The following is a 16,328-nucleotide window of genomic DNA, read 5'->3' on the forward strand; positions in this document are numbered from 1 at the left end:
ATGCGCGCAGATCTGTTGATTGTCGGTGCCGGTATGGTCGGCAGCGCCCTGGCCCTGGCGTTACGCCACAGTGGCTTGCAAATCCTCTTGCTCGACGGCGGCCCGCTGACGGTCAAGCCGTTCGATGCCCAGGCGCCGTTCGAACCGCGGGTCAGCGCATTGTCGGCCGCCAGCCAGCGCATTCTCGAACGCCTCGGGGCCTGGGAAGGCATCGCCCAGCGGCGTGCCACGCCGTATTCCGACATGCATGTGTGGGACGGCAGCGGCACCGGGCAGATCCACTTTTCGGCAGCCAGCGTGCACGCCCAGGTGCTCGGCCATATCGTCGAGAACCGCGTGGTGCAGGACAGCCTGCTGGAGCGCCTGCACGACAGCGATGTCGGCCTGCTGGCCAACGCGCGGCTGGAACAACTGCGCCGCTCTGGCGATGACTGGCTGCTGACCCTGGCCGATGGCCGGCGCCTGCGCGCGCCGCTGGTGGTCGCGGCCGATGGCGCCCATTCGGCCGTGCGGCGGCTGGCCGGTTGCGACACCCGCGAATGGGATTACCTGCACCACGCCATCGTGACCAGCGTGCGTTGCAGCGCCGGGCACCAGGCCACAGCCTGGCAGCGCTTCACCGATGAGGGGCCGCTGGCCTTCCTGCCGTTGACCCGGGATGGCCAGCAAGACTGGTGCTCGATCGTCTGGTCGACCACGCCGGAGCAGGCCGAGCGGTTGATGGCGCTGGATGACGCTGCCTTCGTGCAGGCCCTGGAGCGGGCCTTCGAGGGGCGCCTGGGGAGCGTGTTGCAGGCCGACCCACGTGTGTGTGTACCGCTGCGTCAGCGACACGCCAAGCGCTACGTGGAGCACGGCCTGGCGTTGGTGGGTGATGCGGCCCACACCATCCACCCCTTGGCCGGGCAGGGCGTCAACCTGGGGTTTCTGGATGCGGCGGTGCTGGCCGACGTACTGGGCAAGGCCTGCGAGCGTGGCGAACGGCTGGCGGATGTGAAGGTACTGAGCCGTTACGAGCGCCGGCGCATGCCGCATAACCTGGCGCTGATGGCGGCGATGGAAGGGTTCGAGCGGTTGTTCCAGGCCAACCCGCTGCCGTTGCGCTGGTTGCGCAACAGTGGGCTGAAGCTGGTGCAGCAGATGCCCGAAGCCAAGGCGATGTTCGTGCGCCAGGCGTTGGGGCTGTCCGGGGATTTGCCGGAATTGGCCAGGGCTTGAGATGGCCGGGGCCGCTTTGCGGCCCCTCTGCAACATCCGGTAACGGCTCAATGGATGAGCAAGAAAATGGGATTCACTACCATTTGCGCCTCTCATACCTTCCGAGGAGCGCTTTCCATGTTGCCACGCAAGCCCCTACTGGCCGCCCTGGCCCTGACTTTGTTCGGCGGCACCGCCCAGGCAGCGGAAGAAGTGGTGGTGTACTCCTCGCGCATCGATGAGCTGATCAAGCCGGTGTTCGATGCCTATACCGCCAAAACCGGCGTCAAGATCAAGTTCATCACCGACAAGGAAGCGCCGCTGATGCAGCGCATTAAGGCCGAGGGCGACAATGGCGTGGCCGACCTGCTGCTGACCGTCGATGCCGGCAACCTGTGGCAGGCCGAGCAAATGGGCATCCTGCAGCCGATCAAGTCCGCCACCATCGACCAGAACATTCCGCCGCAGTACCGCGCCTCGTCCCATGACTGGACCGGCCTCAGCTTGCGCGCGCGCACCATCGTCTACTCCAGCGAGCGGGTCAAACCGGCAGAGTTGAGCACCTACGAGGCCCTGGCCGACAAGCAATGGGAAGGCCGCCTGTGCCTGCGCACGGCGAAAAAGGTCTACAACCAGTCGCTGACCGCCACCCTGATCGAAACCCATGGCGAGGCGAAGACCGAGCAAATCGTCAAAGGCTGGGTCAACAACCTGTCCACCGATGTGTTCTCCGACGACAACGCGGTGATCCAGGCCATCGAGGCCGGCCAGTGCGACGTGGGCATCGTCAACACCTACTACTACGGCCGCCTGCACAAGCAGAACCCGCAGTTGCCGGTGAAGCTCTTCTGGCCCAACCAGGGCGACCGTGGCGTGCACGTGAACCTGTCGGGCATTGGCCTGACCAAACATGCACCGCACCCCGAGGCGGCGACCAAGCTGGTGGAGTGGATGACGGGTGAAGAAGCGCAGAAGCTGTTCGCCGACATCAACCAGGAATTCCCGGCCAACCCGAAGGTCAGGCCATCGGAAGAAGTGGCAGCGTGGGGCAGCTTCAAGGCAGACAGCATTCCGGTGGAAATTGCCGGCAAACGCCAGGCTGAAGCCATCCGCCTGATGGATCGGGCTGGCTGGAATTAAGCGCCGGGCTTTATCCTCTCGGGGCCTGAAAGGGCCTCTTCGCGGGCTCGCCCGCTCCCACAGGATCTGCACTGCCCTTGAGATTTGGGCAGTCCCTGTGGGAGCGGGCGAGCCCGCGAACGACCGCAAAGCGGTCGCAAACCAGCCATAGAGACATTCACCTTGTCCCACACCCCCCAACGCCGCTGGTACTTGCCGGTATCGCTGATCGCTGCCCTGGTGCTCCTGCCCCTCAGCGTGCTGCTGCTGTCGTGGCAATCCATAGACGTGCAGATCTGGTCGCACCTGCTCGACACCCAGATGAGCCGCCTGCTGGGTAACACCCTGACGCTGGTTCTGGGGGTGGGCATCGGCGTCACCGTGCTGGGCGTCAGCCTGGCCTGGCTCACCAGCCTCTGTGAGTTCCCCGGCCGGCGCTGGCTGGACTGGGCGCTGATGTTGCCGTTCGCCATACCCGCCTATGTGCTGGCTTTCGTGTTCGTCGGCCTGCTGGACTTCGCGGGCCCGGTGCAGACCGCACTGCGCGAGGTATTCGGCCCCATGCGCCTGCCCCGGGTGCGCTCTACCGGCGGGGTCATCATCGTGCTGGTGCTGGTGTTCTACCCCTATGTCTACCTGCTGGCGCGCACGGCGTTCCTGGCACAGGGCAAAGGCTTGATGGAGGCCGCGCGGGTGCTTGGGTTATCACCCTTGCAGGCCTTCTGGCGGGTGGCGCTGCCCATGGCGCGGCCGGCGATCGGCGCCGGTGTCGCCCTGGCGCTGATGGAAACCCTGGCCGATTTCGGCGCGGTGGCGGTGTTCAATTTCGACACCTTCACCACAGCCATCTACAAGACCTGGTACGGGTTTTTCAGCCTGTCCAGCGCAGCCCAGCTGGCCAGCCTTTTGCTGCTGGCGGTGATGCTGGTGCTGTACGGCGAGCGCCGTGCCCGCGGCGCCAGCCGCAGTGGCAACGAGCGGCCACGCGGGCAGGCGCTGTACCGCTTGCGCGGGCTGAAGGCGTTGCTGGCCAGCGGCTGGTGCCTGCTGGTGTTCGCCTGCGCCTTCGTCATCCCGCTGCTGCAACTGCTGGTGTGGTTCTGGCAGCGCGGGCGGCATGACCTGGACGAGCGCTATGTCGGCCTGGTGTCGCACACCTTGTACCTGGGCGCCATGGCCGCGCTGCTCACCGTGAGCGCAGCATTGCTGCTGGCCTTCGCCCGGCGCCAGGCGCCGAGCGCCGGCATACGCGCCGGGGTCGGCCTGGCCAACCTGGGCTATGCCTTGCCCGGTTCGGTGTTGGCGGTGTCGATCATGCTGGCCTTCAGTTACCTGGACAACCAGCTGGTCATCCCGTTGTCCGGCTGGTTGGGCGGGGCCGGCAAACCGTTGCTGCTGGGCAGCCTGTCGGCCTTGCTGCTGGCTTACCTGGTGCGCTTTATCGCCGTGGCTTACGGGCCACTGGAAAGCAGCCTGGAGCGCATTCGGCCTTCTTTGCCCGAGGCTTCACGCAGCCTGGGTGTCGGCGGTGCCAGGTTGTTCCTCAAGGTCTACCTGCCGCTGTTGCTGCCTGGCGCCCTCAGCGCCGCCTTGTTGGTGTTTGTCGACGTACTCAAGGAAATGCCGGCCACCTTGCTGATGCGGCCGTTCGGCTGGGACACGCTTGCTGTGCGGGTTTTCGAGATGACCAGTGAAGGCGAATGGGCGAGAGCGTCGTTGCCCGCCCTGACGCTGGTGCTGGTGGGCCTGTTGCCGGTCATCGGCCTGATCCGCCGTTCGGCCCGTCGACCCTGCCACGGTCACTGAGGGTGCCAGCGCGCGGGCTTGCGGCTACAATGCGCGGCATTCGCGCGGCGGGTGTCAAACAACAAGAGCTGACGCGCAACGTCATCGACCGCCGCCGCTTCGCCACGCCCGGAAGGAGAAACCCATGGGACAGCGCACGCTTTTGTACGACCTGCACTTGGCGCTAGGCGCCAAAACGGTCGATTTCGGTGGCTGGGACATGCCCCTGCACTATGGCTCGCAGGTCGAGGAGCACCATCAGGTGCGCAGCGATTGCGGGGTGTTCGATGTCTCCCACATGACTGTGATCGATGTCGATGGTAGCGATGCCACCGCCTGGCTGCAGCGCCTGCTGGCCAACGATGTGGCCCGCCTCGTCGACACTGGCAAAGCGCTATACAGCCCGCTGCTGCAGGCGCAGGGCGGAGTGATCGACGACCTGATCGTATACCGCACGGAACATGGCTATCGCCTGGTCACCAACGCCGCCACCCGCGCCAAGGTGCTGGGCTGGCTGCAGCAGCAGCGTGACGGTTTTGCCGTGGACTTCAAGGTCCGCCCCGACCTGGCCATCCTTGCCATCCAGGGCCCGCGTGCCCGAGAAAAGGTTGCGCCCCTGCTTAGCGCCGCGCGTGCCGCGCTGATCCGCGAACTGCGCCCATTCGAGGGCTTTGCCGAAGGCGACTGGTTCATTGCCCGCACCGGTTATACCGGTGAAGACGGCCTCGAGATCATCTTCCCTGGCGACCAGGCCGTGGGCTTCTTCAACGACCTGGTGGGTGCTGGCATCGCCCCCAGCGGCCTTGGCGCCCGCGACACCCTGCGCCTGGAAGCCGGCATGAACCTGTACGGCCAGGACATTGACGAGCAGCACACCCCGCTTACCTCCAACCTGGGCTGGAGCATTGCCTGGGAGCCTGCCGAGCGTGACTTCATTGGCCGCGCTGCCCTGTTGGCGGAAATCGAGCACGGTGTGCAGGAAAAACTGGTCGGCCTGGTACTGGAAGAGCGCGGCGTGCTGCGCGCCCATCAGGTCGTGCGTGTCGCCGGTATTGGCGAAGGGGAGATCACCAGTGGTAGTTTCTCGCCTACGCTGAGCAAGTCCATTGCCTTGGCGCGCGTGCCCATGGCCACTGGTGACCGGGCCGAGGTGGAAATTCGCGGCAAGTGGTACCCGGTGCGGGTGGTCAAACCGACCTTCGTGCGCCACGGCAAGATCCTGATCTGAACCATTATTTACCGGCGGGCGTACCGCTGAGCCAATCGAGGAATTCAAGACATGAGCAATATCCCCGCCGAACTGCGTTTCGCCGAAAGCCACGAGTGGGCCCGCCTGGAAGCTGACGGCAGCGTCACCGTGGGCATCAGCGACCACGCCCAGGAGGCCTTGGGTGACGTGGTGTTCGTCGAACTTGCCGAAGTCGGCAAGGTGTTCGCCGCGGGCGACGCTGCCGGTGTGGTCGAGTCGGTCAAGGCCGCTTCGGACATCTATGCCCCAGTGGGTGGCGAAGTGATCGCGGTGAACGAAGCGCTGGCTGACAGCCCGGAGCTGCTCAACGAAGAGCCTTACGGGGCGTGGATCTTCAAGCTCAAGCCAAGCGACAAGGCCGAGCTGGACAAGCTGCTGGATGCTGCTGGTTACAAGGCTGCGATCGGCGAGTAAGACCGCGTCGCCTGCTTCGCGGCTAAAGCCGCTCCTACAGGTATTGCATGGCCCTTGCGTCTTGCGCGACCCCTTGTAGGAGCGGCTTTAGCCGCGAAGAGGCCGGGCCTGCAACCAACTTTCCCCGCACAACCGGCAATCCCTTCCTAGACTTGTAGTCTCCATGAGAGCTGTTCCAGGAAGAGAGCGTGGTCATGTCCCAGTCGCCGTCCCTGCATCAACTGCAAGAGCTCAACCCGTTCCTGCGTCGCCACCTGGGCCCGGATGCCGCCGAGCAGCAGGCCATGCTCAATGCACTGGGCGTGGCGAGCCGCGCCGAGCTGATCGAGCAAACCGTTCCGCCAGGCATCCGCCTGAAGCGCCCCCTCGACCTGCCACCGGCACTCGACGAGCAGGCGGCCTTGGCCAAACTCGCGGGTTATGCTGCGCAAAACCAGGTATGGACCAGCCTGATCGGCATGGGCTACCACGGCACCATCACCCCCACGGTCATCCTGCGCAACGTGCTGGAAAACCCCGGCTGGTACACCGCCTACACGCCTTACCAGCCTGAAATAGCCCAGGGCCGGCTGGAGGCGCTGCTGAACTACCAGCAGATGGTCATCGACCTGACCGGGCTGGCCCTGGCCAATGCCTCGCTGCTGGACGAGGCGACTGCCGCCGCCGAGGCCATGGCCCTGGCCAAGCGCGTGGCGCGCAGCAAGAGCAATGCATTCTTCGCCGATGAGCACTGCCACCCGCAAACCCTGTCAGTGCTCAAGACCCGCGCCGAAGGCTTCGGCTTCGAACTGATCATCGACTCTGTGGATAACCTGAACACGCATGCGGTATTCGGCGCCTTGCTGCAGTACCCCGATACCCACGGCGAGGTGCGCGACCTGCGCCCGCTGATCGAGCACTTGCATGGCCAGCACGCCCTGGCCTGCGTGGCTGCCGACCTGCTCAGCCTGGTACTGCTCACGCCGCCCGGCGAGCTGGGCGCCGATGTGGTGTTGGGTTCCAGCCAGCGCTTTGGTGTACCGATGGGTTACGGCGGGCCACATGCGGCGTATTTCGCCTGCCGCGACGATTACAAGCGGGCCATGCCCGGGCGCATCATCGGCGTGTCGCGTGATGCCCGTGGCAACACCGCGCTGCGCATGGCCCTGCAAACCCGCGAGCAGCATATCCGCCGTGAAAAAGCCAACTCCAACATCTGCACGGCGCAGGTGCTGCTGGCCAACATCGCCGGCTTCTACGCGGTCTACCACGGCCCGCAAGGCCTTCAGCGCATTGCCCAGCGCGTGCACCGGCTGACGGTCATTCTGGCGGCCGGCCTTGCGGCCAAAGGCATCAAGCGCCTCAACCAGCACTTCTTCGACACCCTTACCCTCGACGTGGGTGGCGCACAGGCAGCCATCATCGAGAGCGCTGAAGCCGCACAGGTCAACCTGCGCATACTGGGCCGCGGCCACCTGGGCGTGAGCCTGGATGAAACCTGCAACGAGCAGACAGTGCTGCGCCTGTTGGACATTTTCGTGGGGGTTGACCACGGGCTGGACATCGCCGCGCTTGACCAGTCGGCCCTGGCCGAAGGCATTCCGCCCAGCCTGGTGCGGCATTCGCCGTTCCTTGCCCACCCGGTGTTCAACCTGCACCACAGCGAAACCGAGATGCTGCGCTACCTCAAGCAGCTGGAGAACAAGGACCTGGCGCTGAACCAGTCGATGATTCCGCTGGGCTCCTGCACCATGAAGCTCAATGCTACCAGCGAGATGATCCCGATCACCTGGCCTGCTTTCGCTCAGCTGCACCCGTTCGCCCCGGCGGGGCAGGCCGTCGGGTACAAGGCGATGATCGACGAGCTGGAAAGCTGGCTGTGCACCATTACCGGCTTCGATGCCATCTGCATGCAGCCCAACTCCGGGGCCCAGGGTGAGTACGCTGGCCTGATGGCGATTACCCGCTACCACCGCAGCTGCCAGCAACCGCAGCGTACCTTGTGCCTGATCCCGTCGTCGGCCCACGGCACCAACCCAGCGTCGGCACAGATGGCTGGCATGGAGGTGGTGATAGTCGATTGCGATCAGGGCGGCAACGTCGACCTGGCAGACCTCAAGGCCAAGGCCGGTGCAGCCGGTGAGCGCCTGTCGTGCCTGATGATCACCTACCCCTCAACCCACGGTGTGTACGAAGAGGGCATTCGCGAAATCTGTGACGTGGTGCACCAGCACGGCGGCCAGGTGTACATGGACGGCGCCAACCTCAATGCCCAGGTGGGGTTGGCGCGCCCTGCCGACATCGGTGCCGATGTGTCGCACATGAACCTGCACAAGACCTTCTGCATCCCCCACGGCGGCGGTGGTCCGGGCATGGGGCCGATCGGTGTTCGCGCTCATCTGCAACCCTTCGTCGCCAGCCACCCGGTGGTACCGGTCCCCGGCCTGGATCCGAACAACAGTGCGGTCAGCGCTGCGCCCTGGGGCAGCGCCAGCATTCTGCCGATCAGCTGGATGTACATTGCCATGATGGGCCCGCAACTGGCTGACGCCAGCGAGGTGGCGATCCTCTCTGCCAACTACCTGGCCAGCCAGCTGGCTGGGGCCTTCCCGGTGCTCTACCGCGGGCGTAACCAGCGCGTGGCCCATGAGTGCATACTCGATCTGCGGCCGTTGAAGGCGCTGACGGGCATCAGCGAGGAGGACGTGGCGAAGCGCCTGATGGACTACGGCTTCCATGCACCGACCATGTCGTTCCCGGTGCCGGGTACGCTGATGGTGGAACCGACCGAAAGTGAGTCCAAGGCGGAGCTGGACCGCTTTATCGAAGCGATGCTGGCAATTCGCGCGGAGATCGCGGACGTTCAGGATGGCAAGTGGCCGGCAGAGAACAGCCCGCTCAGGCATGCGCCGCATACCTTGGCCGATGTCCTGGGCATATGGGACAGGCCCTATAGCCTGGAGCAGGCGGTGGCACCGGCTGCGCATGTGCGCCAACACAAGTACTGGCCGGCGGTTAACCGGGTCGACAACGTGTATGGGGACCGCAACCTGTTCTGTGCCTGTGTGCCGGTGGAGGCTTATCGCTGATAGCGCAGGGGTGACCGATTGGGCGCGCAGCGCGCGCCCCGGGGTTTTACTCGGCTACCGCATTCTTGGCCAGGATGGCATTGGCCAGCTCCATGTCCGAGGCCTGCAGCCCCGGGTTCTCGGCCCGTGCCTGGTGCATGGCGGCTTCCAGGAACGGCCCACGAATCGCACCTTCGCTGGCAACGAAGCTGCTGGCGTCGTCCTGTGCGGCGAGGACAAGCTTGTGGTCCCGCGACGTCAGGTAGGTCGAACCAGTCGTTGCCCCGGAAGAAATCACGTTACGCCAAAAGGTATCAGCCATGGCCGAGCCCATAGGCAGCGAGAGCAGGGCAGCGGCGGCAACGGCAGTTTTGAGACGCATGTTGAAACACCTCGAAGGGTGGGGGTTGAAGATGCGCCGTTGGATCTTTTCCAATGGGGCAAGTTCCTGAATGCCGGGGCTTTTCGTCAGCCGCACACGCGCAACACCTCATGCATGCAGGTCTGCCCAGTGGTCACCTTGGCCTCGCCACAACGGCGAAGGTCCACCAGGCCATCGGCCCGGGCCTGTTGCCGCAGAATGGTCAGGTCGGCATCCCGGCCGATCAGCGCGCGCAGCTTGTCGCTGGGCTCGAGCAGTTCAAACAAACCGGTGCGGCCATGAAAGCCGGTGCCTCGGCAGGTACGGCAATGGGCGCAGGTATTCGCCTGGCAGTCCGGGCACAGGGTGCGCACCAGGCGCTGGGCCAGGACGCCGACCAGCGTCGCCTTGATCAGGTAGTCGGCCACGCCCAGTTCCTGCAGGCGGGTGATGGCCGCGCAGGCATCGTTGGTGTGCAGGGTAGACAGCACCAAATGCCCGGTAAGGGCGGCCTGTACCGCCACCAGGGCCGTTTCGCGGTCGCGTATTTCGCCGATCATGATGATGTCCGGGTCCTGACGCAGCAGGGCGCGTACCCCGGCGGCAAAACCAAGGTCCAGGGCGGGCTGCACCTGCAACTGGTTGAACGCCGGCTCCAGGCGCTCGATGGGGTCTTCGATGGTGCACAGGTTGACCTGTGGCGTGGCCAATAGCTTGAGGCTGGTATACAGCGTGCTGGTCTTGCCGGAGCCGGTGGGGCCGGTCACCAGGATGATGCCCTGGCGCTTGCCCAGCAGGCGCTGCCACTGGGCCAGTTGCTGGCCTTGCAGGCCGAGGCGGTCGAAGCCCTCGTGCAGTTGCTGCGGGTCGAACAGGCGCAGCACCAGCTTTTCGCCGTAGGCGGTTGGCAGGGTCGACAGCCGTAGCTCGACCTCACCGCCGCCGGGCAGGCGGCTGTGCAGGCGGCCGTCCTGCGGCCGGCGCTTTTGCGCCACATCCATGCGCCCCAGGTGCTTGAGGCGGCTGACCAGTGCCAAGGTTACGCCGGCAGGAAAGGCGTACACGTTATGCAGCAGGCCGTCGATGCGGTAGCGCAACTGGCCCTGATCGCGGCGGGGTTCCAGGTGAATGTCGCTGGCACGTTGTTCGATAGCGTACTGCAGCAACCAGTCGACGATGTGCACGATGTGCGCGTCGTCGGCGCTGGCTTCGGCCTGGCGCTTGCCCAGTTCCAGCAGTTGCTCGAGTTCGCCCAGGCCGGCGGCCTGCTGGTATTGCGCGCCTTTTACCGACTGGGCGAGGTGCTCGAACGACTGCCCTGCCTGGCGGATCTGCAACGGGCTGGCCAGCACCCGGCGAATCGGCCGGCCCAGGCTGCGGGCCAGGTCGGCCTGCCAGTCGTTCTGGTAGGGCTCGGCACTGGCGACGGTAACGCCGAGGGCGTCGGCTGCGACGATGAGGATGCCGTGGCGCTGGGCGAAGGCCGGTGCGATCAGGCCGCTGACCTGGGGCAGGTCGAGCTGCATGGGGTCGATGCGCAGGTAAGGCTGGCCGACCTTGCGGGCCAGCCATTGGCAAAGGTGCTCAAGGTCCAGCTGCTGGCCAGGCTGTTGGCGGTGTTCCAGGCTGCAGGCGGCGATCTGTTCGAGCGGATGGCAAGCGGGGTGGGCGGCGGCGTTGTCGAGCACGTGCTCGGCGTCGTTGGCGTGCAGGTGCTGGTCGGCGACCAGGGCGGCGAGCACGCGTTCAAGGTCGAGGGTCATTGTGTGGGGGCTATGCATGCTGGGCGTCCGTGCCTGATCGGGAATGTGCCGATCAGGCTAGCCGGGCGGGGCGCGGGCATCACGGGGGAAGGGTTTCGGGGTTTTACACGTACGGTGTAGAGGCATTCCGCGAGGCTATAGGCCAATGCCAGTCAGTTAAGTAATTTGGGGCCGCTTTGCGACCCTTCGCGGGCACGCCCCACAGGGGATCGCGCATTTCTTGAGTTCAGCGCCTAATGTGTGGGAGCGGGCGTGCCCGCGAAGGGCTGCAAAGCAGCCCCAGTAACGCTTAACTGACAGGCATTAGGCAGCCTTTATTCGCTATGATTTGACCATTTTGCTTGGCTGTCGAATTGAGCAATTCGTCAGCACCCACTATGGAGAAACAGCAATGCATAGCGAGCTGGACGCCTACGATCGGCGCATTCTTGAACTGCTGCAAGAGGACGCTTCGCTTTCCAGCGCGCAGATTGCCGAGCGTGTGGGGCTGTCACAGTCACCGTGCTGGCGGCGTATCCAGCGTTTGAAGGACGAGGGGGTGATTCGTGGGCAGGTGACCTTGCTCGACCGCAAGAAGATCGGCCTGAACACCCAGATATTCGCCGAGGTGAAGCTCAATGCCCACGGGCGCTCCAACTTCACCGAATTCACCGAGGCCATTCGCGGCTTCCCGGAGGTGCTGGAATGCTATGTGCTGATGGGCGCGGTGGATTTTTTGCTGCGCATCGTTACCTCGGATATCGAGGCCTATGAGCGGTTCTTCTTCGAAAAGCTGTCGAACGTGCCGGGGATTCAGGAAGTGAACTCGATTGTGGCGCTTTCAGAGATCAAGTCCACGACCAGCCTGCCGCTCAAGACTCGCTGACGTGGTTTCGTGTAGGAGCGGCCTTGCGTCGCGAAAGGGCCGCAAAGCGGCCCCGGCAGTATGTGCTTGAAGCGCAGATCCCGGGGGCGCTTCGCACCCCTTTCGCGACGCAAGGCCGCTCCTACAGGGCCGCATCAGGCCTTGAGCAGGTGCTTCCAGCCACGGCTCTGGTCGACTGCCCGAGCCTGGTCGATGCGTGCTTCCAGCACTTCATCGCTGATCGGCAGTTCGGCCAGCTCGTGCAGCTTCTTCAGGTCGCCATACAGGCGGTCCATCTGCGGTGCTTCCAGCACCTGGCGGGCGTGGTGCAGCCAGGCCAGCAGTTGTTCGATCCGCGGCAGCTGCTCAGCCAGGTCTTCGGGGCGCTGGGTGTACAGCGGCAGCTTCAGTGCACGGCCTTCTTCACCCAGCAAATGGCCCATCCAGCTGGCCAGCTGCGCCTTGCCCTGGCGTTCGCCACGGCCCTTGCGTTCCACTGTCCAGGTGCGGGCCAGCAGCCAGCGTGAGGTTTCCAGCGAGAACTGGCCCCAGCGCACGTCTTCCAGCTCTTCGGCAAACTGCTCGGGCGCGGCGCGGCGGATGTCTTCGTCGTCGTTACCGGCCTGCACCAGCGGGCGCCAGTCTTCCAGCAGGGCGTCGAGGCTGCTGCGCAGTTCACGGGTAGCGGCACGCGGTGCGGCCTGGCCCAGGCTGGCGGTCAACGCGCGCAGTTCGCTCAGGCACTCGACCCAGTCCTGCAACAGGCGCCAGTGGCCATTGTGGCGGTACTGCTCGGCCAGGCGCTGGCTGCTGCCCAGCAGTTGCCAGGCCAGGGCGGCGTAGGCGTCGTCCACGGCCATTTCTGCGTCCAGCTCGGCATCTGGCAGGCCCAGCTCATAGCTGTCTGGCTCCAGCAGGCGGTAGCCGCGCTCGGCCTTGCTGATGTCGCACGGCATCAACGGCAGGCTGGCGGCCAGCTCGGCGGCCAGTTCCAGCAGTGCCTGCGGCTCACCTTCGCGCAGCTCAAGCTCCAGCTCGCAGATGGCTTCCTTGCGCTTGCCGGCGACCACGAAGCCTTGGTCCAGCGCGGCCTCGATCACCACCTTGCTTTTGCCACGGCCCCAGGCGATTTCGGCGAACTCGCGGGTGAAGTCCGTGGTGAACAGTGGCTTGATGGTCTTTTTGTCCAGGCCGGCCAGTTGTTCGGGCCAGCAGGTGGCATCGAGCTTTTTCAGGTCCAGCTTGGGCTTGTCCAGGTTCCACTCGTACTCATTGCGCTCCGACAGGCCCGCTACGCTCTGGCCGCGGCACTTGAGGGTCTGGATGACCACATCGCCATCGCGACGCAGGCGCAGGGCCACGCGCGCGGCGGACAGCTCACGCTCGGGGGTGTCGAAGTACTGGTTGGTCAGTTCGCGGGTCTGCCAGCCGGACTTGTTGCGCTTTTTCAGCAGAGGGTGCTCGCGCAGGGCGGCAAGGGTCTCGCGGCTGGCGCGTAGCTTGAGTTCGGTTTCTTTGTGCATCACAGACTCGAAGGAGGGGGCGTGGTTGGCAAGGAGTTTACAGCAGTCGGCCGCGCTCTGTCGGGTCGCGGTGGTTTCTTCGCGGGCTCGCCCGCTCCCACAGGCAAAGCGCAGCCCTTGAAGGCATTGAAATCCCTGTGGGAGCGGGCAAGCCCGCGAAGAAGCCCACACGCTTGCCCTGGGAACGATAGGCATTGTTATGATGGGCAACGCTTCCCAGGAGTACGCGCATGCCGTTGCCGACGCTGAAAGACCAGTTTGCCGCCTTGATCGCCGCGCCTTCGGTCAGTTGCACCCAGCCAGCGCTGGACCAGTCCAACCGCCAGGTCATCGAGCTGCTGGCCGGTTGGCTGGGCGACCTGGGGTTCCAGTGTGACATTCAGCAGGTCAGCCCCGGCAAGTTCAACCTGCTGGCCAGCCGCGGCACCGGCCCGGGCGGCCTTGTGCTGGCGGGGCACAGCGACACCGTGCCCTACGACGAACAACTGTGGCGCAGTGACCCGCTGAAGCTGACAGAAACCGACGGGCGCTGGGTTGGCCTGGGTAGCTGCGACATGAAAGGGTTCTTCGCCCTGATCATCGAAGCCGTCATTCCGCTGCTGGAGCACGATTTCAAGCAGCCCCTGCTGATCCTCGCCACCTGTGACGAAGAAAGCTCCATGTCTGGTGCCCGCGCCCTGGCCGAGGCCGGCCAGCCGTTGGGGCGAGCGGCGGTGATCGGCGAACCGACCGGGCTGCGGCCGATCCGCATGCACAAGGGCATCCTAATGGAGCGCATCGATATCCTGGGGCGCAGCGGCCATTCCTCGGACCCAAGCCTGGGCCACAGCGCCATGGAAGCCATGCACGCGGTCATGGGCGAGCTGATGGGCCTGCGCCAGCAATGGCAGCAAACCTACCGCAACCCACAGTTCAGCGTGCCCACCCCGACCATGAACTTTGGCTGCATCCACGGCGGCGACAACCCAAACCGTATCTGCGGCCAGTGCGCACTGGAGTTCGACCTTAGGCCTTTGCCGGGCATGGATGCCGAGCAGTTGCGGTCGGCCATCCGCGAGAAACTGCAGCCGCTGGCCGAGCGCCACGAGGTCCGTATCGACTACGCACCGCTGTTCCCGGAGGTGCCGCCGTTCGAGCAGGCGGCCGATGCCGAGCTGGTGCAGGTAGCCGAACGCCTGACCGGCCATCGCGCCGAAGCGGTGGCGTTCGGCACCGAAGCACCTTATCTTCAGCAGCTGGGTTGCCAGACCATCGTGTTGGGCCCCGGCGACATCGCCTGCGCCCACCAGCCTGGCGAATACCTTGAAATGTCACGAATCGAGCCTACCGTGCGTCTATTGCGTGACCTGATCCGGCACTATTGCCTGCACTAAACGTCAATCGTACTGATTCGTTCCTGCCTAGAGGAGACCGCGCGTGACCGCAAGCCTGTTCCGACGATGATCCTGAACGCCCCGTGTATCGCCGTTCTCCGTCCACTTATCCACAGGCCCTGTCATGCCCGATTACGTCAACTGGCTGCGTCATGCCTCCCCGTACATCAATGCCCATCGCGACTGCACCTTCGTGGTCATGCTGCCTGGCGATGGGGTAGAGCACCCCAACTTCGGCAATATCGTCCACGACCTGGTCCTGCTGCACAGCCTTGGCGTGCGCCTGGTACTGGTGCACGGCTCGCGCCCGCAGATCGAAAGCCGTCTGGCTGAGCGCGGCCTGACGCCGCATTACCACCGCGGCCTGCGCATCACCGATGCCGCCACCCTGGACTGCGTGATCGACGCCGTCGGCGCCCTGCGCCTGGCCATCGAGGCGCGCCTGTCGATGGACATCGCGGCCTCGCCGATGCAGGGCTCTCGCCTGCGCGTGGCGTCCGGCAACCTGGTCACCGCACGGCCGATCGGTGTGCTCGAAGGGGTGGACTACCACCATACCGGCGAAGTGCGCCGGGTCGACCGCAAGGGCATCAGCCGCCTGCTCGACGAGCGCTCCATCGTGCTGTTGTCGCCCTTGGGTTACTCACCCACCGGGGAGATCTTCAACCTGGCCTGCGAGGACGTCGCTACCCGCGCGGCCATCGACCTGGGTGCCGACAAGCTGCTGCTGTTCGGCGCCGAGCCAGGTTTGCTGGACGCAGACGGCAAGCTGGTACGCGAGCTGCGCCCACAACAGGTGGCCCCGCACCTGCAGCGCCTGGGCAGCGATTACCAGGGCGAGTTGCTGGATGCTGCGGCTGAAGCCTGCAAGGGCGGCGTCGCGCGTAGCCACATCGTCAGTTATGCCGAAGACGGCGCCCTGCTGACCGAGCTGTTCACCCGCGGCGGGGGCGGCACGCTGGTATCGCAGGAGCAGTTCGAGGTGGTGCGCGAGGCGACCATCGAAGACGTCGGTGGCTTGCTCGACCTGATCAGCCCGCTGGAAGAGCAGGGCATCCTGGTGCGTCGCTCGCGCGAGGTGCTGGAGCGTGAGATCGAGCAATTCAGTGTGGTCGAGCGCGAAGGCATGATCATCGCCTGTGCGGCGCTGTACCCGATTGCCGATTCCGAGGCCGGCGAGCTGGCGTGCCTCGCGGTCAACCCGGAGTACCGCCATGGTGGGCGGGGCGACGAATTGCTGGAGCGTATCGAGAGCCGTGCGCGGCAAATGGGCTTGAGTACCCTGTTCGTGCTTACCACGCGCACGGCGCACTGGTTCCGCGAACGTGGCTTTGCGCCGAGTGGCGTGGAGCGGCTGCCGGCAGCGCGGGCATCGCTGTACAACTACCAGCGTAATTCGAAGATTTTCGAGAAGTCTTTGTAAACCTGTACCGGCCCTATCGCCGGCAAGCCGGCTCCCACAGGGAAAGCGCCAGCCCTGAAGGTTGTGCAGTACCTGTGGGAGATTCTATGGTTCCTGGCAAGGGTAGCCGGAGCATCTTCAGCGCCTGTGAGATCGAGCGCCGCCCGCGCGGCGCTCGCTCTAACAGGCGCTGCCATACCTTGTGGCAAACACCTGTCAGCCCTAAGGCGATCCCTGTGGGAGCTGGCTTG

Annotated in this window: 12 protein-coding genes; 9 read left to right on the plus strand and 3 right to left on the minus strand. The window is 65.1% G+C overall.

The features are described 5' to 3' along the window. The 6 genes from B3361_RS06300 to gcvP all read left to right on the plus strand — a co-directional run bounded on the left by B3361_RS06300 (nucleotide 1) and on the right by gcvP (nucleotide 8,832). Nucleotides 1-1,218 carry a 2-octaprenyl-3-methyl-6-methoxy-1,4-benzoquinol hydroxylase gene (locus B3361_RS06300; RefSeq protein WP_166524963.1) on the plus strand — a complete coding sequence of 406 codons (1,218 nt, stop codon included), beginning with the start codon at nucleotides 1-3 and terminating at the stop codon, nucleotides 1,216-1,218. A 117-nt stretch (nucleotides 1,219-1,335) separates the two neighbouring features. Continuing rightward, nucleotides 1,336-2,337, plus strand: a complete 1,002-nt coding sequence (locus B3361_RS06305) for an extracellular solute-binding protein (protein WP_047150145.1) — start codon at nucleotides 1,336-1,338, stop codon at nucleotides 2,335-2,337. Nucleotides 2,338-2,499: 162 nt separating this feature from the next. Continuing rightward, a complete protein-coding gene (locus B3361_RS06310; protein ID WP_054905397.1) occupies nucleotides 2,500-4,122 on the plus strand; it encodes an ABC transporter permease in 1,623 nt (540 codons plus the stop codon). A 124-nt stretch (nucleotides 4,123-4,246) separates the two neighbouring features. Further along, nucleotides 4,247-5,329 carry a glycine cleavage system aminomethyltransferase GcvT gene (gene gcvT, locus B3361_RS06315; protein WP_009684131.1) on the plus strand — a complete coding sequence of 361 codons (1,083 nt, stop codon included), beginning with the start codon at nucleotides 4,247-4,249 and terminating at the stop codon, nucleotides 5,327-5,329. A gap of 51 nt (nucleotides 5,330-5,380) precedes the next feature. Beyond that, nucleotides 5,381-5,764 carry a glycine cleavage system protein GcvH gene (gene gcvH, locus B3361_RS06320; protein WP_054905396.1) on the plus strand — a complete coding sequence of 128 codons (384 nt, stop codon included), beginning with the start codon at nucleotides 5,381-5,383 and terminating at the stop codon, nucleotides 5,762-5,764. A 194-nt stretch (nucleotides 5,765-5,958) separates the two neighbouring features. Further along, nucleotides 5,959-8,832 carry an aminomethyl-transferring glycine dehydrogenase gene (gene gcvP, locus B3361_RS06325; RefSeq protein WP_054905395.1) on the plus strand — a complete coding sequence of 958 codons (2,874 nt, stop codon included), beginning with the start codon at nucleotides 5,959-5,961 and terminating at the stop codon, nucleotides 8,830-8,832. A 46-nt stretch (nucleotides 8,833-8,878) separates the two neighbouring features. On the opposite strand, the gene B3361_RS06330 is transcribed toward gcvP, so the two are convergent. Next, nucleotides 8,879-9,193 carry a DUF2388 domain-containing protein gene (locus B3361_RS06330; protein WP_009684128.1) on the minus strand — a complete coding sequence of 105 codons (315 nt, stop codon included), beginning with the start codon at nucleotides 9,191-9,193 and terminating at the stop codon, nucleotides 8,879-8,881. A gap of 86 nt (nucleotides 9,194-9,279) precedes the next feature. Beyond that, complete coding sequence (locus B3361_RS06335; RefSeq protein ID WP_054905208.1) at nucleotides 9,280-10,953, minus strand: GspE/PulE family protein; 1,674 nt, start codon at nucleotides 10,951-10,953, stop codon at nucleotides 9,280-9,282. Nucleotides 10,954-11,326: 373 nt separating this feature from the next. Here B3361_RS06335 and B3361_RS06340 point away from each other — a divergent pair, with 373 nt between their 5' ends. Beyond that, the gene (locus B3361_RS06340) at nucleotides 11,327-11,800 is read left to right on the plus strand and encodes an Lrp/AsnC family transcriptional regulator (protein WP_054905209.1); all 474 of its coding nucleotides are present in this window, start codon (nucleotides 11,327-11,329) and stop codon (nucleotides 11,798-11,800) included. Between the two features lie 134 nt (nucleotides 11,801-11,934). Here B3361_RS06340 and B3361_RS06345 read toward each other — a convergent pair whose 3' ends face one another. Continuing rightward, nucleotides 11,935-13,302 (minus strand): inorganic triphosphatase, encoded by a 1,368-nt coding sequence (locus B3361_RS06345; protein WP_054905210.1) that lies wholly within the window; start codon nucleotides 13,300-13,302, stop codon nucleotides 11,935-11,937. A 230-nt stretch (nucleotides 13,303-13,532) separates the two neighbouring features. Here B3361_RS06345 and argE point away from each other — a divergent pair, with 230 nt between their 5' ends. Then, complete coding sequence (argE, locus tag B3361_RS06350; RefSeq protein ID WP_029888016.1) at nucleotides 13,533-14,675, plus strand: acetylornithine deacetylase; 1,143 nt, start codon at nucleotides 13,533-13,535, stop codon at nucleotides 14,673-14,675. Between the two features lie 124 nt (nucleotides 14,676-14,799). Next, nucleotides 14,800-16,098, plus strand: coding sequence for an amino-acid N-acetyltransferase (argA, locus tag B3361_RS06355; RefSeq protein WP_054905211.1), 1,299 nt, complete (start codon nucleotides 14,800-14,802; stop codon nucleotides 16,096-16,098). The last annotated feature ends 230 nt before the right edge of the window (nucleotides 16,099-16,328 follow it).

Origin of the sequence: Pseudomonas sp. UBA6699, assembly GCF_002454615.1 — a bacterium.
Taxonomy (GTDB): domain Bacteria; phylum Pseudomonadota; class Gammaproteobacteria; order Pseudomonadales; family Pseudomonadaceae; genus Aquipseudomonas; species Aquipseudomonas juntendi.